Origin of the sequence: Thiocystis minor, assembly GCF_016653465.1 — a bacterium.
In the GTDB taxonomy this organism is placed as follows: Bacteria; Pseudomonadota; Gammaproteobacteria; order Chromatiales; family Chromatiaceae; genus Chromatium; species Chromatium minus.
The window spans coordinates 1-20,961 of the sequence record NZ_NHSQ01000145.1 but is presented as its reverse complement, the minus strand read 5'-3'; the positions used below and the strand labels follow the sequence as shown (position 1 = coordinate 20,961).

Genomic DNA, 20,961 nt, shown 5'->3' with positions numbered 1-20,961 from the left:
ACGAGGTGATGCGCCTCATCGCCCGTCTCGGCGGGTTTCTCGGGCGCAAGGGCGATGGCGAGCCCGGTTTGAAGACGATCTGGCTGGGCATGCAGCGCATCATGGACTTCGCCGCCGGGATCAAATATGCCAGGGAGATGCCGGACACGTAAAGTTGTGTGTAATGGGATGGGTTTATACAGGTAGGAAAGTTGTTTGATTGTAAAAATCCCTTTCCCCCTGTATCGCTTGATTAGCTTTTCTGTAGCATGACTTAGCAGGCTAAGATTATCTTCTTTTTCAGCCTCTGTTCGACAGAAGTACTGGAATTGGCAGTAGGGGCAATTTTTGTTTAATATTGTCAGTGGTGATTCAGATGGCTTTTTCTGAATTAGATCATGCAAATCGTTGATTATTGTTTTTAATTTTTTATATTCATTTTCAAGATTAACTTCATGGAATTTTAAATCTGCCACAATAATTTTTCCATTTGCTGGTAATTTATCTTGAATTTGCCCTAAAATATATCCAGCAAAGATTAATTCTAGTTTCTGAAAGTTATTAATGTGGCTCGTTCCAATAAAAATTATTGGCTCATAACTGTGCTCGCCTAACAATGAAGGTAATAATTTTTTTTCCAGAATAGCACAGGGTGCTTCATGTTCTTTGCTATGAAGCATTACGTTGATTAGTAAATCGTTCCCGTTTATTAAATTCATGCTGTTGCAAGAGCTTAATTCGGGGCGTTCATGATTTAAATTTTCTAAATACGTAGTTTGGTTGATAGATTTTTTACGTTCAATAATAGTGGTGTATTCATTGGCTTTCCCTGTTTCATCGGTATGCAGCAGTAGATAAGCCTTGCGCTGACATTGAGCATAGGCAACCAAGATGTCAGAGGTGATTTTGTTCGTCATTACCTAAAGATAGATCAATATGCCGAGGATTTTTACTTTTTGGCTATTTTTGGATGGAATCGAAACTACCGACCGAGTGATCAGCAGTTCGATGGGAAACCGGGCAGAGCATGCTCAACGCGGTTGAGCGCAACCGTGGAGATTGAAGGTCTCCGGTACCGGAAATGCACCAGAGCCAGTGACCTTGAGGCATAAAAAATCCCCGTGTCTCAGAGAAACACGAGGATTTTTAAGGTCTTGTTGGTGCCCAGGGGCGGAATCGAACCACCGACACGAGGATTTTCAGCCCTCGATTCTTTTGAGGGGCATCAATGTGTGAGTCTCACCCAGCTAAGGCTCAGTTCCCCGCGTCGAAGCGCTCCTAGACTCCGGTGCACGCAGATGAGAGCGAACCTGGCTGACGATTCAACACGACACATATCGTTATAAACGCGGTTTAACGAGATTTAAACCGAACTAATCTGGGAACTCCGTCTCATAACGTCGCGATACCGACTTCGTAGACCTCTTCAATCACGACATATAGCCATCCAATGTGATATCCATACATGCCCCTTCGATAGAGCCCCAAAAATACAGCGCTAATCGAAGGGGTTGGTCTGAGTATCAGGTAAGACGGCTATAATAGCCCATTGTAAGACTTTATTGGTCTGAGAAAGCTTTGGTAGGCTTCGCTGTCGAAAATTAAGGCTTCGGCGTTGTCGATGGCATCGGAAGCCGTGCCAAGTTGCTCCCCTACAGTTCCCGCGCTTGAGGTTAACTGAACACTGCTTAGCGTGAATGCCTGCTTCGCTTCATCCCAAGTCAGGACAGCGCTATCTCCAGAATTAGGAAAATCGGTAACAGTCACTGATTTCTGATGACCACTGAGGAAAGCTTCACCGTACGTTGTCACTAGAAACTCGCGATAGCCAAAAAGCACTCCATCTGCATAGACGTGGATATGGTGCCATCCATCGCCCAATCCGCTGAAGTTCAGTTGAGCGACGAAGCCATTATTCCAGTCGCCACAGATGCTCTCGGTATCTGCTCTTTCGCCGCCATAAGCGACGGGTATCAGTCGACCGTCGTCGATCTGCGTCTCGATGATATTAGCGTCGCAATGCCATCCGCTTAGAACGCTGACTCCGCTCTGGAATGATCCGTGTTGGGGATTGTCGACATAGCTCTGGCTATAAGCCGGCATGCTGAAGGATGCAGCAAGAACGAGGGCGGCTGAGGCATGGAAAAAATTCATGGGGCACTCCATTTGCTTTTTGTTCGGGTTTACGCTGTCACGCATGTCCTTCGAGTGAGATAGGCAGTTTTGCAGGTGGCAGTTCCTCCTTTGCTCAGAGATAGCTAGTCAATGTAGACAAAGGTGTAATGCTAGCATATCGTGTACATGTCTTGGGAATGTTAGGACAAGCGACATAACCCCGTCAAGATTAAGGTAACTGATCTGGGAACTCCGTCTCATAACGTCGCGATGCTAACCTCGTAGACCCCGCCAATCACCACATACTCGTCCTCGCCCTTGAGCATCCCCGGTAGCAGGCGGTTATAGAAGAATACCTTGGCGAGCGGAACGTCGGTCTCCAGGATGTAATCGCCGAATTCGTCCGCCCGTTCGCGTTGGCTGGTGAAGCTGTTGAGATTATTCAACAGCACGCGATGGAACCCGCCGCTGCAGGTCTCCTGGATTTCGTGCTCGTCCATGCGGTTGATGCCGCGATAGAGCCGGAGGTGGGCGCGGTCCGGGAATTCGCGCGCCAGTTCGTACTGACAGTAGGTATAGAGCAGGTCGAGTTGCGACTCCAGTGCGTTGGTCGCATAGAGACCGCGGGTGCCTTCGGTTAGATAACGCTGATAGGCCTCGCCGTCGCGATCGAGCAGCGAGCCCGCGTGATGGCGGGCGAGCAGGCCGAAACGGCTTTCGACCCAGCGTTTCAGTACCGCGCCCTCGCGTCCGTCCGAATCGAACGACCAGCCGCGCACCAGGCGCGGATAGTTGGCGTTCGCCCGCGCTTTGCGACCCCGTCCCCCCGGTGTCAGACCGGCCTCGTCCAGCTCGTCGAGCAGGAAATTCACCGTCATGTAGTCCTGAAAACGCTGGGCACGTTCCGGATGGCTCGGGAAACCGGCCAGGGTGCGAAAGAGGTCGGCGTGGAAATCCCGAATGCTGTCGATCTCCAGCGGCACCGGATGCTTCTGGTAGGTCAGGCTGCCAAGGATCACAGCAGGCAGGTTGCAGCGATTGAAGGGCAGCCGGGCACTGGCCGGAAGCGTTGGCGGCTTGCGAATGTCGTTTGGTCGATTCAACGATTGTCCGGTTTGTCTGTTGCGATCCATACAGCGCGTGCGGCTTTGTCGGGGATGCCACCATCTCGAATTCCTCTCGGAATTCGAGATTATTTTTATTAAATCAGAGATTTATGTCTTATCCCGTGATTTGGCACCGAGTTTGCTTAGTAGCTGTCGAGCATCACATTCGTTCAACGCTTGCGACAGCAGGCTCACAGGAGATCCAACCCATGGCAATGCGTCAGTGCGCCATCTACGGCAAAGGCGGTATCGGTAAGTCCACCACCACCCAGAACCTCGTGGCCGGTCTGGCCGAGCTGGGCAAGAAGGTCATGATCGTCGGTTGCGATCCCAAGGCCGACTCCACCCGTCTGATCCTGCACGCCAAGGCACAGAATACCATCATGGAGATGGCCGCCGAAGCGGGTTCGGTCGAAGACCTCGAACTCGAAGACGTGCTCAAGGTCGGCTATCGCGACATCAAGTGCGTCGAGTCCGGCGGTCCCGAGCCGGGTGTGGGCTGCGCGGGTCGCGGCGTTATCACCGCCATCAACTTCCTCGAAGAGGAAGGCGCCTATGAGGACGACCTGGACTTCGTGTTCTATGACGTGCTCGGCGACGTGGTGTGCGGCGGGTTCGCCATGCCGATCCGCGAGAACAAGGCGCAGGAAATCTACATCGTCTGCTCCGGCGAGATGATGGCCATGTACGCCGCCAACAACATCTCCAAGGGCATCGTGAAGTACGCCAGCTCCGGCAGCGTGCGTCTCGCCGGCCTGATCTGCAACAGCCGCAATACCGCCCGCGAGGACGAGCTGATCATGGAGCTGGCCCGTCAGTTGGGCACCCAGATGATCCATTTCGTGCCGCGCGATAATGTGGTGCAGCGCGCCGAGATTCGTCGCATGACGGTCATCGAGTACGACCCCAAGGCTAAGCAGGCTCAGGAGTATCGCGACCTGGCCACCAAGATCATCAACAACAAGAACTTCGTGATCCCGACCCCGATCACCATGGAAGCGCTCGAAGACCTGCTGATGGATTTCGGCCTCATGGACGGCGAGGACGAAAGCATCATCGGCAAGACGGCGGCGGAAGAAGTCGCGGCCTGAGAAGGTTTCAGTTGTCAGGTGTCAGTTGTCGGAAGACGGCTGCGAATCGAACTGACAACTGACAACTGACAACCGAGAACTGAATTTCATGCCGGGAGTCCGCGAATTGGCGGCACGGCGGGAGAACCGAGAATGACAGCAATGACCCGCGAAGAGACCCAGGCACTCATCCAGGAGGTGCTTGAGGCGTATCCGGACAAGGCAAAGAAAGATCGCGCCAAGCATCTGGCCGTCAACGATCAATCGGTCGAGCAGTCCAAGAAGTGCATCACCTCCAACCGCAAATCGCTGCCCGGCGTCATGACCGTGCGCGGTTGCGCCTACGCCGGTTCCAAGGGCGTGGTCTGGGGGCCGATCAAGGACATGATCCATATCTCCCACGGTCCGGTCGGTTGCGGTCAGTATTCGCGCGCCGGTCGTCGTAACTATTACATCGGTCATACCGGCGTGAACACCTTCGGCACCATGAACTTCACCTCGGATTTCCAGGAGAAGGACATCGTGTTCGGCGGCGATAAGAAGCTCGCCAAGCTGATCGACGAGATCGAGGGGCTGTTCCCGCTCTCCAAGGGCATCACGGTCCAGTCCGAGTGTCCGATCGGTCTGATCGGCGACGACATCGAGGCGGTGTCCAAGAAGAAGGGCAAGGAACTTGAAAAGCCGATCGTCCCGGTGCGCTGCGAGGGCTTCCGCGGCGTGTCTCAATCGTTGGGTCACCACATCGCCAACGACGCCATCCGCGACTGGGTCATCGGCAACCGCGATGGCGATGAGTCCTTTCCGACCACGCCCTATGACGTGGCCGTCATCGGCGACTACAACATCGGCGGCGACGCCTGGGCCTCGCGTATCCTGCTCGAAGAAATGGGTCTGCGCGTGGTGGCTCAGTGGTCCGGCGACGGCACCCTGGCCGAGATGGAGCTGACCCCCAAGGTCAAGCTGAACCTCATCCACTGCTACCGCTCGATGAACTACATCAGCCGGCACATGGAAGAGAAGTACGGGATTCCGTGGATGGAGTACAATTTCTTCGGCCCGACCAAGATCGCCGAGTCGTTGCGCAAGATCGCCGCCTTCTTCGACGAGACCATCCAGGTCAATGCCGAGAAGGTCATCGCCAAATACGAGGCCGAGTATCAGGCGATCATCGCCAAGTACCGTCCGCGTCTGGAAGGCAAGCGGGTCATGTTGTACGTCGGCGGTCTGCGTCCGCGTCACGTCATCGGCGCCTACGAAGATCTTGGCATGGAAGTGGTGGGCACCGGCTACGAGTTCGCCCACAACGACGATTATGACCGCACCATCAAGGACATGGGCAATGCGACCCTGCTCTATGACGATGTCACCGGCTATGAGTTCGAGGAATTCGTCAAGAAGATCAAACCCGATCTGATCGGTTCCGGCATCAAAGAAAAGTACATCTTCCAGAAGATGGGCGTTCCCTTCCGTCAGATGCATTCCTGGGATTATTCCGGTCCTTATCACGGCTATGACGGCTTCGCCATCTTCGCCCGCGATATGGACATGACCATCAACAATCCCTGCTGGAAGAGCATGCAGGCGCCCTGGCTCAAGTCCGCCGAGGGCGAGGTCGAGAAATTGGCCGCCAGCGCCTGATTTGTCAGCCGCCAGCTTCCAGCGGCCAGCATCCAGCACCTCTTGCTGGTCGCTGGTGGCTGGAGCCGGGCGGCTGAAAGCCCCGACGACCCCTTTTTCATGTCTGCGTCCGCCGATTAGCGGCGCGGCAGGAGCACACTCATGAGCCAGATTGCCGACAAGATCAAACCCTGTTACCCGCTGTTCGGCGATGCCGACTATGTCGAAAACCTCGGCAACAAGCGCAAGACCGTCGAGGAAGCCCATTCGATCGACAAGATCGAAGAGGTCTTCAAGTGGACCACCACCCAGGAATATCAGGAGCTGAACTTCAAGCGCGAAGCCCTGACCATCAACCCGGCCAAGGCCTGTCAGCCGCTCGGCGCCGTTCTGTGCGCGCTCGGTTTCGAGAAGACCCTGCCCTACGTGCATGGCTCGCAGGGCTGCGTTGCCTACTTCCGCTCCTACTTCAACCGTCACTTCAAGGAGCCGATCGCCTGCGTGTCCGACTCCATGACGGAGGACGCGGCGGTGTTCGGCGGCCAGAAGAACATGTTCGACGGTCTGGAGAACGCCAAGGCGCTCTACAAGCCCGACATGATCGCGGTCTCCACGACCTGCATGGCCGAGGTCATCGGCGACGACCTCAACGCCTTCATCGGCAACTCGCGCAAGGAAGGCCATATCCCCGCGGACTTCCCGGTTCCCTTCGCCCATACCCCGAGCTTCGTCGGCAGCCACACCACCGGCTGGGACAACATGTTCGAGGGCATTCAGCGTCACCTCACGCTGAACTACATGGATGACAAGGTCGTCGGCAAGAACGGCAAGATCAACCTGGTGCCCGGCTTCGAGACCTATCTCGGCAACTACCGCGTCATGCACCGCATGATGAAAGAGATGGGCGTCGAGTATAGCCTGCTGTGCGACCCGACCGAGGTACTGGATACCCCAGCCGACGGCGAGTTCCGCATGTACGCGGGCGGCACCACGCTCGACGAGATGCGCGACGCGCCGAACGCCATCGATACCCTCTTGTTGCAGCCCTGGCAGTTGCCGAAGGCCAAAAAATTCGCCCAGATCACCTGGAAGCACGAGGCCAGTCACATCGAGATCCCGATGGGTCTGGAGTGGACCGACGAATTTCTGATGAAGGTCTCCGCGCTGAGCGGCAAGCCGATCCCGGAATCGCTGGCCAAGGAGCGCGGCCGTCTGGTCGACATGATGACTGACAGCCACACCTGGCTGCACGGCAAGAAGTTCGCGCTCTATGGCGATGCCGACTATGTGTTGGGCATGGTCAAGTTCCTGCTGGAACTGGGCGCCGAGCCGACGCATATCCTCTGCAACCAGGCCAACAAGCGCTGGAAGAAAGAAGTCGAAAAGGTGTTGGCCTCGTCGCCCTATGGCGCGAACGGCACGGTCTATATCGGCTACGATCTGTGGCACCTGCGCTCGCTGTGCTTCACCGACAAACCGGATTTCCTGATCGGCAACAGCTACGGCAAGTTCATCCAGCGCGACACCCTGCACAAGGGCAAGGAATTCGAGGTGCCGGTGATCCGCATCGGCTTCCCGATCTTCGATCGTCATCATCTGCACCGGATGACGACTCTGGGTTACGAGGGCGCCATGTACATCCTCACCACCCTGGTCAATGCCGTGCTGGAACGTCTCGACGAAGAGACCCGCGAGATGGGCGTGACCGACTATAACTACGACTTGGTAAGGTAATTTCCGTAGGGTACGCATCGCGTACCTTTCCCGGAACAGCCTCGCTGAAAAACGAACGACCGGGAAGGTACGCGATGCGTACCCTACCGATCTAGGAGTTTTCGGGAGAGTCAAAAGGTATCTCGGATGCGCCGCGCGAATCCGAGCGACGAGGCAAGTGCAATGCCCAATGTGATGATTCGCAAGAACGACGCGGGAGACCTGCTCTTCTACGTCGCGAAGAAAGATATGGAAGAAACCATCGCCTCGGTGGAGCTGGATACCGCCGAGACCTGGGGTGGTGGCGTGGAATTGACCGATGGATCGCGTTGGTATATCGATCCCATCAGCCCGCCGCCCGTGTTTCCGACCACCCTGCGCTTCAAGCGCGGTGACGAATGACCTCTGGAGAATCGCTATGTCGATGAAAATCGTCCGTGAAATCTGTACCGCCTGTGGCGACTGCGAGCCGGTCTGCCCGACCCAGTCCATCACGCCCTGGAAAGGCGTCTTCAAGATCGACGCCAACACCTGCAGCGAATGCGAGGGCGATGGCGAGCCCGGCACGCCGCAATGTCTCGAAGTCTGCATGGAAGACGACTGCATCATCCCGGTCTGACCGCCCCCGGGAGCGCCGGCTTGTAGCCGGCCCTGGGGTCGCCGGTGATACGCTCGCTCAACGACGAACCGTCCAACCCAAAGTCGACCACCCCTAAGAACCGGCTACAAGCCGGCGATCCCAGGGCGCTCCCAAGGCCGACCAAGCAACCGCCATCGAGGAACCTCGCCATGTCCAACGGCCCACTCTCCGACGACATCGCACTGCGGATCGCGCTGGCCGCCCGCACCCTGCCAGACACCGATCCGGCGCGCTTGATCCGGGTGCTCAAGGACGCCGTCGGTCTGCCGCCGACCGCCGAGAGCCTGGCCGGACTCAAGGTCAAAGATCTGAAGCAGGCCGCCGACGGCGAGTTCGCCGCCCTCGATCCATCCGTCCTCAAAGCCGCCCTCGCCATCCTCAAGGGCGAAAGCGGGATCGATCTGGCCCCGCCCCCGGCGACCGAATTCTATACCGAGGGCGAGATGCCCGACTCCATCCGGGTCGCCTGCGCCTCGGATACCGGCGAGGAACTCGACGGACATTTCGGCTCCGCCCGACGTTTCCTCGTCTATCAGGTCTCGGCCGCCGAGCATCGTCTGATCGACGTTCGCACCGTCGACGAGACCCACCCCAGCGACGATAAAAACGCCGACCGCGCCGCCCTGATCGCCGACTGTCAGGTGCTCTATGTCGCCTCCATCGGTGGACCGGCGGCGGCCAAGGTCATCAAGAAAGACATCCATCCGATCAAGGACGACAAGGGCGGCAGCGCCCGCGACCGCATGCTCGCCCTGCAGACCATCCTGGCCGACAAGGCGCCGCCTTGGTTGGCCAAGGCAATGGGACACGCGCCGGAGGATCGGGTCCGCTTTGACCGCGACGAGGTCGACGCCTGATGGAACCAAACCGTCTCCAGCAGATTGCCGCGGTCGTCCGGCAAGCCGGTCTCAACGAGCAGACCCTCGCCGTCCTGCGCGAAACCTTCGGCGACATGCATTTCACCAGTTGCCTGGACGATGACGTGGGCAACATCGAGCCCGCGCATCGGGACGCTGGATTCAATGTCTATCTGGTGGACGGGCGCGAACACTGCCTGAAACTCACCACCGACCTTCAGTCCGCGACCGGTCTCCTGCTCGCCCAGGTCGATGACGCGGACTGATCCCGCCCGGATGCGCGCGACCATGGACGCGCCAGCGGACGACGGCCCGCGAACCCCGGTGAGTCAGTGCCGCGGCTGTCCGCATCGCCGCGATCTGCTGACCGAGGGCCGCTGTGTCCCCGGCGATGTCTGCGTGCGCGCCATGAGCGGGCGGCAGATCGAGCGCTTCTTTCGCGTCAACCCCGCGCTCGCCGACGATTACGCGGGCGACAGTTTCTGGGAGCGCCGCGCGATCGCCGCGCGTTATCTCTCGCAGAAAAAGCTCCTGCCCTTGATTCATGACCCGGACGAAGTGGTGCGCCGGGTGCTCGCCTATCGCCTGCCGATCGAGGCACTCGACGCCCTGATCGACGATCCGGATCGCGAGGTGCGTGTGACGGTCGCCGATCGCCTGCCGCCGGATCGGATCGAGCGCCTCGCCGCCGACCCGGACTATCTGGTCCGCCAATACGTCGCCCGACGTCTCGCCCCAGGGCGTCTGTTCCGCCTGATTCGCGACCCCGACCGTCAGGTGCGGGTGACGGTCGCCGAGCGGCTGCCGCTCGAAAGTCTGGGACTGATGCGCGACGATCCCGAGCCGGAAGTCCGGCTCAAGGTCGCCGAACGGATCGGCTTCGCGGAGGCCGAGCGTATGCGAACCGATCCCGATTGGCGGGTACGGGCGCGGCTCGCCGAACGTCTGCCGCCGGCGCGGCTTGGCCCGCTGCTCGACGACACCGATCCCGACGTGCGCGCGATCGCGCGCGACCGGGTCGATCGGGATGAATGTGATCCAGAACCATCGCCACGAACAGAACCAACGGAACGATAGCGTGAATACAGCGAGCGACCTGAATTCCGGATTGACAACCGATCTCCAGTTGCGAATCGCGGAGGTCTGCCAAGCGGTCGACGTGTCCGACGGCATCGGACCCTTGGTCGACGCCGTCCAGGCACTGTTGCCCGACCTGTCCGTGAGCCATGCGATGACGCGCGGCGGCTGGCATCGGCTGGGCGGCGTGGTGGATCTGGACGGCCATCGGATCGCCCACAACATCACCGACTGGGCGGAGGCCGAATCCGGCGGCGATATCGACGAGCTGATGTTCAAGCTCTCGGATCTGCGTTACTTCGCCACCCGGCTCAACGGCCAGACCCACTATCTGGTCGCCCAGACCGGCCCACTGGCCAGCGATTTCATCCAGATCGAGATCGAACAGCTTCAGGAAGTCCTCGACCGCTGCATCGCGGATCCGGACTGGTTCCCCGACAGCATCGCCGACTTCGTCGATCCGATCGATTTTCCGCGCCTGGAGCCCGAACCGGTCGGCGCGCCGCGCCTGGCGTTCCGGCGTCTGGTCAAGGTCGCCGATCTGATCGCCTCCAGGGACACCGGCCCGCGGCTGCGCCGCTTTCTCGACGACTGGGATCGCAGTTCGGCGGTCGAGTCGGAGGGCTTTTGCCATCACTGGGTGCTCGCGATGCGCGAATATCAGGATCGCGATGGCGACGGCCATCTGAGCGCCAAACCGGTGCCCGTGCTGGCCTCCCGGATCCCCGCGCTGCCCGATGCCGAGGTGGCGCGGGGCGCGGGCCTGGCGAACCAGATCCACGGCTTCGACCGCGAACTCGGCTACCCCTTCGCCTGGTATTTTCACATGCTGACCAACCGCAAGGTCTCGCACAAACTGGCCGAGGCCGTTCACGCGGATCTGATGGGCGCCTATGCCTACCTGCCGGCCCGCGATCTGCGGGTGTTGCGCGACTGGTATCAGGATCCCTATGGGATTTGATCGCGTCCGGATTCGCCGATCGTTTCGACTCAACTGCGTACCAGACGTTCCAGCAACAGCGCGCTGAGATCCCGCCGTCCATCGAGCACGGCGAAAACCAGCACTCGCTCTGGCTCGATACGGTAAAGGATGCGCCAGGGACGCTCAATGATTTCGCGATAGTGATGTACGTCGATCACCCGGAGTTCCGGTACAAGACGACCGCGCTCGGCGGAAGTGACGAGGGACTGCGCACGCTCCTGCAATCGATCAAGGACCGACAACGCATTCTCGACGCTGTCCGTGGCAATGTAGTCGACGATGGAATCCAGATCGCCCTGCGCGGTCTTGGTCCACACAACCTGCCGTTCAATCATTCTGCGGCGCGTCCGCGGCCAGCCGTTGCCGCAAGTCAGCAAACACCCGATCCTGCGGGACAAGTTGTCCAGCCTCGACATCCCGCTCGCTCTGCACCATTAACTTGAGCATCAGCAAGGCTCGCTGCTGCGCGCGATGCTGTTCGTAGTCTTCGACCACGGCACGCGCGCGTCCGTTTTGCGTGAGCACCAGCGTCGTGGGTGCGTCGTGAATGTTATCCAGCAAACGGCTGGCGTCGGCTTTGAACTCGCTGATGCTGAGGATCGATTCGATCATCACGAAAACCATATTCGGACTAAATAGCAATGATGACGAGACTGCGCGCGATCTTTCAGCCTGTCAATCGGTCGCGGCATGCGCCGCCAATCCACCGATTTATCCCCGCGCCAAAGGTTCTAGGAGTGCGAACGAACCTGACCCTTTACGCACTGCAAGCGGATCGAATGCGGTAACATTCGGCGACTTCAAGCAGTCCCAGAGCCCCTCGCATGCCCGATTCCTATGTCGAGCGGATCCTCAAGGCGCGCGTCTACGATGTCGCCCTGGAGACTCCGCTGACCCGCGCACCCCAACTCTCCAGCCGGCTCGGTAACGAGGTCTTCCTCAAACGCGAGGATCTCCAGCCCGTGTTCTCCTTCAAGCTGCGCGGGGCCTACAACAAGCTGGTGAATCTGGACGCCGAGTCGCGGGCAAAAGGCGTGATTGCCGCCAGCGCCGGCAACCACGCCCAAGGGGTTGCCCTAGGCGCCAAACGGCTCGGGATCGCCGCACTCATCGTCATGCCGCGCACCACGCCGGCGATCAAGGTCCGCGCCGTGCGCGCGCACGGCGGCAAGGTGGTGCTTCACGGCGATTCCTATGACGACGCCTATGCCCATGCAATGGAACTGGTCGCGGAGAAGGGGCTCACCTTCATTCACCCCTTCGACGACCCGGACGTGATTGCCGGCCAGGGCACCATCGGCCTGGAGATTCTGCGCCAGCATCCCGAGCCGCCCCACGCTATCTTCGTTCCCGTCGGCGGCGGCGGTCTGATTGCCGGCATCGCGGCCTATGTCAAATGGCTGTACCCGGAGATCAGGATCATCGGCGTCGAGCCCGAAGAGGCCCCGACCCTGCATGCCGCGCTCGCTGCCGGCCGACGCGTCACGCTGCCGCGGGTGGGTCTGTTCGCCGATGGCGTCGCGGTGCGGCTGATCGGCGCGGAGACCTTTCGGGTCGCGCGCGAACGGGTCGACGAGGTCGTGCTGGTCGGCACCGACGAGATCTGCGCCGCCATCAAGGACATCTTCGACGACACCCGTGGCATCGCCGAGCCCGCTGGGGCGCTGGCCGTCGCGGGGCTGAAACGCTGGGTGGAAACCACCGGCATCCGCGACGCGCATCTGATCGCGATCGAGAGCGGCGCCAACATCAACTTCGACCGTCTGCGCCATGTCGCCGAGCGCGCCGAGCTGGGCGAGCACCGTGAAGCGCTGCTGGCGGTCGAGATTCCCGAGCGCCCCGGCAGCTTCCTGGCCTTCTGCCGAACGGTCGGCAAGCGCCAGATCACCGAGTTCAACTATCGCTACGCCGACACCCGCCGCGCGCAGGTGTTCGTGGGTGTCGAACTGAGCCGCGGCGACGAAGAGCGCGCCGAACTGATCGCCCGGCTCGCCGAGAAGGATTTCAAGGTACTCGACATGACCGACAACGAGACGGCCAAGCAGCACATCCGCTTCATGGTCGGCGGCCACGCCCCCGGCATTGCGCACGAGACCCTGGTTCGCTTCGAGTTTCCGGAGCGTCCCGGTGCATTGCTCGATTTCCTGAGCGCGCTCGGCAAACGCTGGAACATCAGCCTCTTCCATTATCGCAATCACGGTGCCGCCTATGGGCGCGTACTCATGGGCGCCCAGATCCCGCCTGCCGACCGGGACGACTTCCGCCAATCGCTCGACGTGCTGGGTTACAGTTATTGGGACGAGAGCGACAACCCGGCCTATCGGATTTTTGCCGGCGGCAGCTCGCCGAACTCGTTGGATTCGCTCGCCAGCGCGCCGCTCGCTCGGGACGCGGTTTAATGTTGGCAGCGCGGGCAGAAAAAACTTGATCGCTGTCCGATCCGTTTGAGTCGCAAGGGCTCGCCGCAGATCCCGCACGGCTCGCCCGCGCGCCCGTAAACCCGTAGCGATTGGGCGAAATAGCCGGGTTGGCCATCCTCGTTGACGAAGTCCCGCAGCGTGGTGCCGCCCTGTTCGATGGACGCCCGCAGGACCGCGCGGATCGTCGCGGCCAGGCGCCGGTAGCGTTCCAGGCCGACGCGGTGACAGTGGCGCGCGGGGTGGATGCCGGCCAGAAAAAGCGATTCGTTGGCGTAGATGTTGCCGACCCCGACTACCACCGCCGCATCCATGATGAAGCTCTTGATCGCGACCCGCCGCGTTCGGCTCAAGGCATGGAGATAGTCGCCGTCGAACGCGTCGCCCAGCGGCTCCGGTCCCAGATCGCGCAACAGCGAATGCTGGATCTGCGCAATCTCCGGCGACTCGGGCGTCCAGAGAAAGAGACCGAAGCGGCGCGGGTCATGAAAGCGCAGACAATGCCCGTCGTCGAGCGCCAGATCCACATGATCGTGCCGTTTCGGAGGACTGCCGGACGCGACGATCCGCAGGCTGCCGGACATGCCGAGATGGACGATCAGCGCACCGCGCTCCAGCCCGATCAGCAGATATTTGCTTCGTCTTGCGAGCGCGCCGATGGTCTGTCCGGCGACCAGTTCCGAAGTCTCGGGCGGAATTGGTAGGCGCAGACGCGGCTCGCGCACCAGCAGGCGCTCGATCCGGCGGCCCTCCAGGTACGGACGGATGCCGCGCAGCGTGGTTTCGACTTCGGGAAGCTCGGGCATGGATATTCGATTGTGTCTGGCATGATTCTCGTGTTTCGCGGCTCAAGCTCCGAAACCGATGCATCCTCGTTGTCGTTGTCGTTGTCGCGGTCTCGACATGGCGCATATTCGATTACGACAACGACAACGACAACGATCTGAGACGATCTCGGAACTTTCGCACGGTTGCATTAGAAACAACAGTGCTCACGACAAGGCAACAAGCTCACCGCATCCTTAGGCGATTTCCGGGAAAGTTTATACCCATGCCAAAGGCTTCAAAATGGACAGGATTAACAGGATTTTTCAAGATTGACAGGATTGATAAATAATGACTTATATGCTGTTAATCCTGCGAAATCCTGTTAATCCTGTCCATTAATCGCCGCTCTCTGGGTAGAGTGTTTTCAGGAAATCACCTTACTCGGGATCGGGCGCGAAAGGATCCTCTCCGAAACCGATGGGCGCGGCCTTGTCCGGTTCGCCACGAAGTTTGCTTCTCCGCCGAACGTCGACCGGCGGCGCCTGACCGTCGGGAGTCAGACGGACCTCCGGGGGCCGGCCCAGTTCGACATCGCCGGGCAGGATGGCATCCGGATCCGGTTCGTCGAAACTCGACTCCTCCGGATCCGACGGCGGCGCGAACGGATCGTCGCGCTCGCCCTGCATCTGCTCGGAGAAGGGATCCGACTCCAGAACCCGATCCGGCGGCGCAACCTCAGGCGCGGGCGGCGCGGGATCGATGGCGCTGGGATCTTCGTTCAGCACGGGCGCCGTTGTCAGCACATAGAGCAGCGAGTACGGCGCCGCGACGCTGGCTTTCGGCCCCTGTTGCAGCGCGCTGACCGGCAGGCTCCGACTCCAGCGCCGACGATCCTCGGAAACCAGAAAACGCAACGTGGTCCCATCCTCGGCCTTGAGTTCGACCGGCGAACCGGACGGCTCGCCAGTCAGCGGCTCGATCCGCTCCGCGACCAGTTCCTCCAGTCCGTCCAGCGCATCGGCTGCCAGCGGCACCCCGGCGAGCCGCCCAAAAACCGGCACGAAGCCGCGCGGCAGCAGGCGGCGCGAGACATAGTCGAGCGGCGGCGCAATCAGCAGAGGATAAAAGCGGTCGTCGATCAAATGAATCAGACCCTCGCTCGCCACATAGCGGTACTGACCCACCGGGTCGATGCCGCCGAAGGCCAGTTCGAGGGTGTTGAGCCGCAGCCGGATGCGGGGCGACGCCAGATCGAGCTGGTCGAGCGCCGCCGCGGCTTGCGGGATGCTGCGATGTACCTGGGTATCCAGAATCGCAAGCAGTTTGTCGATTCGTTCCGGATCCGCGTCCACCGCCAGGGGCGCTTCCAGGCGCCAACCCTGAAGCGACTGGCCAAGCTGGATGGTCAGCTCGCCTTCGCGGGCGATCTCGATCAGCAGCAGATCGGACGCAACCAGATCCGAGAGTGTCGGCGGCGTGCGCGCACTGTCCAGATCGCGCTGGATCAGCGCGGCCAGCACCAGCACCAGCGCCAGCAGCACGGCATTGATCAGCCAGCGCCCTTTCATCGCCCCCTCCAACGCTGCCAGCGCACCGCCAGTCCGATGCTCAGAAAGAGTCCCGGTAACAGGAACAAGGCCCCGAGACCCAGCAGCATCCGCCGGGTGTCGTCCAGGATCAGGGGCGTGGCGGCAGTCGGGGGCGGGGGCAGTTCCAGCAGCGCCTCGCCGCGATTCAGCCAGCGCAGCATCCGGATCCCGAGCGCCCGGTTGCCATGGCTGCCGAGTTGGGCATTGCTGATGAAGTCGCCATCGCCGACCACCAGCACCCGCTGCTCGCGATCGGCGCCCGCCTCCGTCTCGGGGAGCGTCCGTGTCAGGGCCAGCACCAAGGGCAAGGGTCCGGGCTGTTCGCCGACCACCTCGTCACGGTCGATCTTGCCCTCGACCCGGCCGGTTTCGTTCCAGCTTTGGGCGCCGGTCGCGAGGTAGGATGCCAAGGTCCAGCCCGGCGCGACCTGGGTCTCGAAGGCGAGACTTCCCGGCAGCAGCGCCGGGTCGCTGAGTTCGCCCGCCAGTTCGTCGTCCGGGTAGTCGGCGATCACGGCGACGGTCGGCGTATCCACGCCCAGACCGGCCGCGGCGGCATCCACGACGACGCCCGGCAGGATGGCCAGACCCAGTTGCTCCGCCAAGGGCTCCAGCCCGTTGAGCGGCCCCGGATCCAGCAACCAGAGCAGGTTTCCGCCACGATCCAGATAGCGGTTCAAACCCTCGGCCTCGCCCGGAAAGAGCGGAATGGTTGGCGTCGAGAGCACCACCAGACGGGTGTTGTCCGGCACGTCCTTGAGGAGCGCCAGATCCAGGGGACGCGCCAGATAGCCCTGTTCCCTGAGTTCCTGCCCGAAGCGGCCCAGGTCCGCGCCGGTCTCGCCAAGGATGGAGCGTTCGCCATGGCCTTCGATGACCGCCACCCAGGGCGCGCGGGTCTCGGAGAGACGGGTAATGGCGGCGGAGATGGCGCGCTCGCTCAGTTCGTTCAGAGTTTCGCGCCGGCCGCGGTATTCCAGCAGGATCTGACCGACCAGCGACACGTCCGCGTCGCGCGCCTGCTCGGGAAAGCGTTGCGGATCCAGATACTCGATCCGCAGGTCGGGCAGAGCTTGCGAATAGGGCGTCAGGAGCCTGTCAATCGCCTTGCCGAGCGGCGTGTCCGCATCGGCAAAGACCGTGGCGCGCAGCGGAGCCTCCAAGCGGTCGAGGATCGCCTGGCTCTCGCGGGTCAGGGTGTTGCCGGCGGTGGCGGTCCAGTCCCAGTAACGATCGTGCCGTGCCGTCAGCCAGCCGGCGGTAATCGCCAGGGCCAGAAGCAGCACGACAAACGCACCATCGGCCAACTGGCGTTCCAGACGGCGCAAGCGACTCCGGATCGTGTCGCGCAGCCGTTTCATTGCAGACGCCGATTGGCGAGCCGGCGATGGGTCAAGACCAGAAAGACGCCGGTAAAAAAGATGAAATAGGCTAGATCGCTCAAGCGCACGGCCCCCAGCAAAAACCAGAACAGATGCTCGTTCCAGGACAGCCAGCCGAACAGCGAGAGTGTCCGGTCCGTGAGCGATTCGGCGCGTCCGACGATGGAGAACAACAGCAGGATCCCGAACGCGACGAAGACCGACGCCCCCGGCTGGTCGGTCAGACTGGAGGCATAGAGTCCGATGGCGCAGAACAGCAGGGTCGCGAGCCAGAGTCCAAGCGTCGCCGCGGCCACCTGTCCGACATCCAGCTCGGCCGCGCCGGCCAGCATCAGCAGATTGACGGCCGGCAGCAGACAGAACGGGGTCATCAGCAGCGCCAGACCCAGAAACTTGCCGATGGCGACCTCCGCGAGACGCACCGGCGCCGCCTCGATCAGCTGATAACTGCCCTCGCGAAACTCGCCGCTCAACATCCGCATTGCCATCAGCGGCGCGGCGAGCATGGCGATGACGGCGGCAAAGCCGAACAGATTCAGCGCCAGTTCCTGGGTCAGGCTTGCCACCCGTTCGTCCGCGCCCAGACCGCTGAAGTCCTCGATCACTCGCAGGAAGATCCAGGCGAGCACCACCTGCCCCGCCCCCAGCAGGATCCAGGGCAAGGGCGTCACCAGCCCGCCACGCAACTCCCGCCCGACAATGGCGCCGATCATGTCACCCCCTCCACCCCGATCAGGTCGAAGAAGGCCCGCTCCAGGTCGGTGTGTTCCGGCACCAGCTCACGCAGATCGAGACCCGCCTGGAGAATCTGGCGCGACAATTCGGCCGAATCCGCGTTATCCATCAGAATCACCCGATACCGATCCTCGCCAATGCCCACGGCACCTTCGAGACAGGGCAAGTCAGTGAGCTGAACGAGCCTGGAGCCAGACCCAAGACGCACGCGCCAGCCGAAGATCGGCTTGTCGTTCGCCAGATAATCGTTGAAGCGGATCCGACCCTGGTCCAGGATCACCGCCCGGTCGCAGACGGCCTGGACCTCGGGCAGCAGATGGCTGGACAGGATCACGCCGCAGTCGCGCGCCAGTTCGCGGATTAGGGCACGGAGTTCGCGCATCTGAAAGGGATCGAGTCCCTCGGTGGGTTCGTCGAGGATCAGCAGTCGGGGTTGGTGCAGAATGGCCTGCGCGATCCCGAGCCGCTGCCGATAGCCCTTCGAGAGCTTGGCGATCAGCCGCCGTCCGCTGTCATCCAGACCGCAGCGGTGCTTGACCTCGTCGATGGACTCGGCGATGCGCCGGCGCGGAATGCGATGCAGCCGGGCGCAGAAGGTCAGATATTCGTCGACCCGCAGTTCCGGATAGAGCGGCGGGCGTTCGGGTAGATAGCCCAGGTGGCGCTTGGCCTCCAGCGGACGGCGTGCCAGGTCGATGCCCTGGATCTCGATCCGCCCGCTCGTGGGCGCGAGCATCCCGCCGAGCAGACGCAGACAGGTGGTTTTGCCCGCCCCGTTGGGACCGAGCAGGCCGAGCACCTCGCCGCGCTCCAGGCACAGATTGACCTCGGACAGGGCCGGATGGCCGCCGAAGGATCGACTGAGATCGGTGACGCGAAGAAGTGTCTCCATAGGGTAAAGAAGATAACCCGTCGGAGCCGAGTTGCCAAACGCGGGGGAAGATTGTTCGGTGGAGTCTTGTGATTCGGTTTACGCCTTTTGTGGCGCGGAGTGCCGGAGAGGCCGTGACACCGCGGAGCGGTGTCACGAGATCCTGACGTGCGGAACATCAATCGAAGGTGGCTGTGAAGCCCACATGGGCCTCGGTCAAGAAAGCTGACTCTGACCTTCGTTTAAGCGCCAGCCATCGACCGCTGACGACGACGCCGACCGGCCCAGCCGACCAGGGACAAACCGCCCAGGAACAGAGGCGCAGCGGCAGGAATCGGGACCGTTGTCGGTTGGCACTCGATGGACAGTTTCGCGGAGGTGAGATTAAAGCTATCGCCGAGATTAGTGTTTTCGGTAAACCAATAGCTTAATTTGTTTGAACTCGCTAATTGGGCGAATAAAGCATCGCCAGAGGTCCATGTGAAGCTGGTTGTCAGTGTTTTATTATGGTCGTCTGTTGTTTTTAGGATCTTACTCTCATCGTTAAGAGTACCGTCGACAAAAACACTCCATGATTCATCATTAGTTAATACCTCTTTCCATTTGTTTTTGATCAATTTCCGTTCCCATACACCACCAGTTAATTCGTAAGTCAGATTGAGAGTAATCTTTTTCTCGGTTTTAGTCGGTTGAATTACTCCTGACCAGTCAAAGCCGTACACGTTATTGCTGGTGTCGCTAATTGTTGCCGGGGTAAAATCAGCGCTATCAGATACACAGATATCCGGCTTATCACCACCACCACATGTAAAAGATCCGGCCTGTGCGGCACCAAAGGAACCGAGCAAAAGAGCCATGACACCCATCGTGCCAAGAAATTGTTGGTTCATCGAACTACTCCTTAACGCATTGTTGAAAAATCAAACCAATTTTGACGTAAGCAATGAATCCTAATCAGGGCCTTCTCGCTCAACCGGCCTTGAAACCGTTCCAAGCCCTGAAGCTCATCGCCACCCATGCACGCATGTCGGAAATGAAACGTGAAATCCTCGCGAGGGAAACGATCATTAATTAATGTGCGAATGACGCCGTAAAATCGATGTCGCCGGGTTCTAGCGAAGCCTCGTTCAAACCTTCTTGTAGTACCAAGCAGATTTCAGACCAATAAAAAATTTACGAGCAAAATCAATTTTCTTGACGGCACAACAGTCGGCAAAAAGCCATCCGAAGTGTTTCGTTTCAGAACATACTGTAACGCCTATGAGACAACCCTGAATTTAATCAGTCTCTATAATATTGCGTAAACAACTGATTAAAAATAAGTTTTTTATCGTGAGAGAGCTTTGATGCAGTCTGCCTGAGTTCGATCACGAGCGCCAAGACTGTCACGCGGACGATACAATCCTGAGGGCTGACACAGGAAAGCCCCGCGTGAGAACGAGGATGACCGTTTTTCAGGATTGCATAAAAAAACTGATAAAAAATGAGTTTTTATCTTGACGGAAACCTGGATCCGTGAACTAAATGACGGCTCAGAATAGGAAAACATATACAGAACAAGGGGATGGAATTAAAACAGCCGAGTTTCCGGTATCACCTACTGGGTGAAGACGAAAATTGGCCTTTCCTATTCGTATGCGCTTGTTCTGTAGGCGTTATTCTTATTCAAAACATTTATTCCGTTCACGGACTCAGGGGAAAGTTTTGAGGTGAGCGGCCTGAATTCGGCAACGCGCGCGGAGGCTGTCACAACAACGAGACAGTCGTCAGGATCGACACAGGAGATGCATGGCGGCAACCGACCAACTTTGGAATTGCCGCCATGCGGGTGGAGAGCAGACTATTTCTCCAACGCGCTTGCTGGAGTCTTAAGGGTCGGTGCCTGCGCCACGATTGGCGCATACGCATAAGGCTGATTCACTGCCCAGTAGGGATATCCCCAACCATCGTAACGGTTTCAGGCGTAGGGATGATGCCCAAGATAGCCTGGACCGCCCCAATAGCTTGGCCCGCCCCAATATCCTGGACCCCACCACCCAAGGC

General features: G+C 59.9%; 21 protein-coding genes and 1 tRNA gene. 11 read left to right on the top strand and 11 right to left on the bottom strand.

Translation table 11 applies throughout. From position 1 onward, the window contains the following. Positions 1-152, top strand: a 152-nt coding sequence (locus tag CCR95_RS19625; RefSeq protein ID WP_276570291.1) for an IS4 family transposase, incomplete at its 5' end; no start/stop codon positions are given. Positions 153-1,137: 985 nt separating this feature from the next. Here the strand turns inward: CCR95_RS19625 and CCR95_RS19620 are convergent. From CCR95_RS19620 to CCR95_RS19610, 3 genes are all read right to left on the bottom strand, one after another. Next, a tRNA-Ser gene (locus CCR95_RS19620) sits at positions 1,138-1,233 on the bottom strand. A 282-nt stretch (positions 1,234-1,515) separates the two neighbouring features. Beyond that, positions 1,516-2,133 (bottom strand): hypothetical protein, encoded by a 618-nt coding sequence (locus tag CCR95_RS19615; RefSeq protein WP_201097637.1) that lies wholly within the window; start codon positions 2,131-2,133, stop codon positions 1,516-1,518. A gap of 218 nt (positions 2,134-2,351) precedes the next feature. Next, complete coding sequence (locus CCR95_RS19610) at positions 2,352-3,227, bottom strand: NAD(+)--dinitrogen-reductase ADP-D-ribosyltransferase (protein WP_201097635.1); 876 nt, start codon at positions 3,225-3,227, stop codon at positions 2,352-2,354. 182 nt (positions 3,228-3,409) lie between these two features. On the opposite strand from CCR95_RS19610, the gene nifH reads away from it, so the two are divergent. The 9 genes from nifH (at position 3,410) to CCR95_RS19565 (ending at position 11,135) form a co-directional block, all read left to right on the top strand. Next, complete coding sequence (nifH, locus tag CCR95_RS19605; RefSeq protein WP_201097633.1) at positions 3,410-4,291, top strand: nitrogenase iron protein; 882 nt, start codon at positions 3,410-3,412, stop codon at positions 4,289-4,291. A 132-nt stretch (positions 4,292-4,423) separates the two neighbouring features. Then, positions 4,424-5,908, top strand: coding sequence for a nitrogenase molybdenum-iron protein alpha chain (nifD, locus tag CCR95_RS19600; protein ID WP_201097631.1), 1,485 nt, complete (start codon positions 4,424-4,426; stop codon positions 5,906-5,908). 141 nt (positions 5,909-6,049) lie between these two features. After that, positions 6,050-7,621: a nitrogenase molybdenum-iron protein subunit beta gene (gene nifK / locus CCR95_RS19595; RefSeq protein WP_201097629.1), complete on the top strand. Its 1,572-nt coding sequence runs from the start codon at positions 6,050-6,052 to the stop codon at positions 7,619-7,621. A 162-nt stretch (positions 7,622-7,783) separates the two neighbouring features. Next, positions 7,784-8,002, top strand: a complete 219-nt coding sequence (gene nifT, locus CCR95_RS19590) for a putative nitrogen fixation protein NifT (protein ID WP_201097628.1) — start codon at positions 7,784-7,786, stop codon at positions 8,000-8,002. 16 nt (positions 8,003-8,018) lie between these two features. After that, positions 8,019-8,219, top strand: a complete 201-nt coding sequence (locus CCR95_RS19585; RefSeq protein ID WP_201097625.1) for a 4Fe-4S binding protein — start codon at positions 8,019-8,021, stop codon at positions 8,217-8,219. Positions 8,220-8,389: 170 nt separating this feature from the next. Further along, a complete protein-coding gene (locus tag CCR95_RS19580; RefSeq protein ID WP_201097623.1) occupies positions 8,390-9,097 on the top strand; it encodes a dinitrogenase iron-molybdenum cofactor biosynthesis protein in 708 nt (235 codons plus the stop codon). Next, the gene (locus CCR95_RS19575) at positions 9,097-9,363 is read left to right on the top strand and encodes a DUF6129 family protein (RefSeq protein ID WP_201097621.1); all 267 of its coding nucleotides are present in this window, start codon (positions 9,097-9,099) and stop codon (positions 9,361-9,363) included. Before CCR95_RS19580 ends, CCR95_RS19575 begins: the two co-directional genes overlap by 1 nt. Positions 9,364-9,385: 22 nt before the next feature. Further along, the gene (locus CCR95_RS19570) at positions 9,386-10,174 is read left to right on the top strand and encodes a 4Fe4S-binding leucine-rich repeat protein (protein WP_201097619.1); all 789 of its coding nucleotides are present in this window, start codon (positions 9,386-9,388) and stop codon (positions 10,172-10,174) included. A gap of 1 nt (position 10,175) precedes the next feature. Next, positions 10,176-11,135, top strand: coding sequence for a hypothetical protein (locus tag CCR95_RS19565; RefSeq protein WP_201097618.1), 960 nt, complete (start codon positions 10,176-10,178; stop codon positions 11,133-11,135). Positions 11,136-11,164: 29 nt separating this feature from the next. Here CCR95_RS19565 and CCR95_RS19560 read toward each other — a convergent pair whose 3' ends face one another. After that, the gene (locus CCR95_RS19560) at positions 11,165-11,491 is read right to left on the bottom strand and encodes a type II toxin-antitoxin system RelE/ParE family toxin (RefSeq protein WP_201097616.1); all 327 of its coding nucleotides are present in this window, start codon (positions 11,489-11,491) and stop codon (positions 11,165-11,167) included. After that, positions 11,484-11,768, bottom strand: coding sequence for a type II toxin-antitoxin system Phd/YefM family antitoxin (locus CCR95_RS19555; RefSeq protein ID WP_201097614.1), 285 nt, complete (start codon positions 11,766-11,768; stop codon positions 11,484-11,486). The genes CCR95_RS19560 and CCR95_RS19555 overlap by 8 nt, the downstream gene beginning before the upstream one ends. A 212-nt stretch (positions 11,769-11,980) precedes the next feature. Between CCR95_RS19555 and ilvA the strand changes: the two genes are divergently transcribed. Beyond that, positions 11,981-13,555: a threonine ammonia-lyase, biosynthetic gene (gene ilvA / locus CCR95_RS19550; protein WP_201097612.1), complete on the top strand. Its 1,575-nt coding sequence runs from the start codon at positions 11,981-11,983 to the stop codon at positions 13,553-13,555. Here the strand turns inward: ilvA and mutM are convergent. The 6 genes from mutM to CCR95_RS19520 form a co-directional block, all read right to left on the bottom strand. Further along, positions 13,552-14,379 (bottom strand): bifunctional DNA-formamidopyrimidine glycosylase/DNA-(apurinic or apyrimidinic site) lyase, encoded by an 828-nt coding sequence (mutM, locus tag CCR95_RS19545; RefSeq protein WP_201097610.1) that lies wholly within the window; start codon positions 14,377-14,379, stop codon positions 13,552-13,554. The genes ilvA and mutM overlap by 4 nt on opposite strands. Before the next feature lie 399 nt (positions 14,380-14,778). Further along, on the bottom strand, positions 14,779-15,909 hold the full coding sequence (locus tag CCR95_RS19540; protein ID WP_201097608.1) for a DUF4340 domain-containing protein: 1,131 nt from the start codon (positions 15,907-15,909) through the stop codon (positions 14,779-14,781). Then, positions 15,906-17,291: a GldG family protein gene (locus tag CCR95_RS19535; RefSeq protein WP_201097605.1), complete on the bottom strand. Its 1,386-nt coding sequence runs from the start codon at positions 17,289-17,291 to the stop codon at positions 15,906-15,908. The genes CCR95_RS19540 and CCR95_RS19535 overlap by 4 nt, the downstream gene beginning before the upstream one ends. Further along, positions 17,288-18,025, bottom strand: a complete 738-nt coding sequence (locus tag CCR95_RS19530) for an ABC transporter permease (RefSeq protein WP_201097602.1) — start codon at positions 18,023-18,025, stop codon at positions 17,288-17,290. Before CCR95_RS19530 ends, CCR95_RS19535 begins: the two co-directional genes overlap by 4 nt. After that, positions 18,022-18,939: an ABC transporter ATP-binding protein gene (locus CCR95_RS19525; RefSeq protein ID WP_201097600.1), complete on the bottom strand. Its 918-nt coding sequence runs from the start codon at positions 18,937-18,939 to the stop codon at positions 18,022-18,024. The genes CCR95_RS19530 and CCR95_RS19525 overlap by 4 nt, the downstream gene beginning before the upstream one ends. Positions 18,940-19,160: 221 nt before the next feature. Beyond that, positions 19,161-19,808 carry a VPLPA-CTERM sorting domain-containing protein gene (locus CCR95_RS19520; RefSeq protein WP_201097598.1) on the bottom strand — a complete coding sequence of 216 codons (648 nt, stop codon included), beginning with the start codon at positions 19,806-19,808 and terminating at the stop codon, positions 19,161-19,163. Positions 19,809-20,961 lie beyond the last annotated feature (1,153 nt).

Coding starts and splice junctions, on each gene's coding strand:
- CCR95_RS19615 (WP_201097637.1), bottom strand. CDS start 2,133: ATGAATTTTTTCCATGCCTCAGCCGCCCTCGTTCTTGCTGCATCCTTC.
- CCR95_RS19610 (WP_201097635.1), bottom strand. CDS start 3,227: ATGGATCGCAACAGACAAACCGGACAATCGTTGAATCGACCAAACGAC.
- nifH (WP_201097633.1), top strand. CDS start 3,410: ATGGCAATGCGTCAGTGCGCCATCTACGGCAAAGGCGGTATCGGTAAG.
- nifD (WP_201097631.1), top strand. CDS start 4,424: ATGACAGCAATGACCCGCGAAGAGACCCAGGCACTCATCCAGGAGGTG.
- nifK (WP_201097629.1), top strand. CDS start 6,050: ATGAGCCAGATTGCCGACAAGATCAAACCCTGTTACCCGCTGTTCGGC.
- nifT (WP_201097628.1), top strand. CDS start 7,784: ATGCCCAATGTGATGATTCGCAAGAACGACGCGGGAGACCTGCTCTTC.
- CCR95_RS19585 (WP_201097625.1), top strand. CDS start 8,019: ATGTCGATGAAAATCGTCCGTGAAATCTGTACCGCCTGTGGCGACTGC.
- CCR95_RS19580 (WP_201097623.1), top strand. CDS start 8,390: ATGTCCAACGGCCCACTCTCCGACGACATCGCACTGCGGATCGCGCTG.
- CCR95_RS19575 (WP_201097621.1), top strand. CDS start 9,097: ATGGAACCAAACCGTCTCCAGCAGATTGCCGCGGTCGTCCGGCAAGCC.
- CCR95_RS19570 (WP_201097619.1), top strand. CDS start 9,386: ATGGACGCGCCAGCGGACGACGGCCCGCGAACCCCGGTGAGTCAGTGC.
- CCR95_RS19560 (WP_201097616.1), bottom strand. CDS start 11,491: ATGATTGAACGGCAGGTTGTGTGGACCAAGACCGCGCAGGGCGATCTG.
- CCR95_RS19555 (WP_201097614.1), bottom strand. CDS start 11,768: ATGATCGAATCGATCCTCAGCATCAGCGAGTTCAAAGCCGACGCCAGC.
- ilvA (WP_201097612.1), top strand. CDS start 11,981: ATGCCCGATTCCTATGTCGAGCGGATCCTCAAGGCGCGCGTCTACGAT.
- mutM (WP_201097610.1), bottom strand. CDS start 14,379: ATGCCCGAGCTTCCCGAAGTCGAAACCACGCTGCGCGGCATCCGTCCG.
- CCR95_RS19540 (WP_201097608.1), bottom strand. CDS start 15,909: ATGAAAGGGCGCTGGCTGATCAATGCCGTGCTGCTGGCGCTGGTGCTG.
- CCR95_RS19535 (WP_201097605.1), bottom strand. CDS start 17,291: ATGAAACGGCTGCGCGACACGATCCGGAGTCGCTTGCGCCGTCTGGAA.
- CCR95_RS19530 (WP_201097602.1), bottom strand. CDS start 18,025: ATGATCGGCGCCATTGTCGGGCGGGAGTTGCGTGGCGGGCTGGTGACG.
- CCR95_RS19525 (WP_201097600.1), bottom strand. CDS start 18,939: ATGGAGACACTTCTTCGCGTCACCGATCTCAGTCGATCCTTCGGCGGC.
- CCR95_RS19520 (WP_201097598.1), bottom strand. CDS start 19,808: ATGAACCAACAATTTCTTGGCACGATGGGTGTCATGGCTCTTTTGCTC.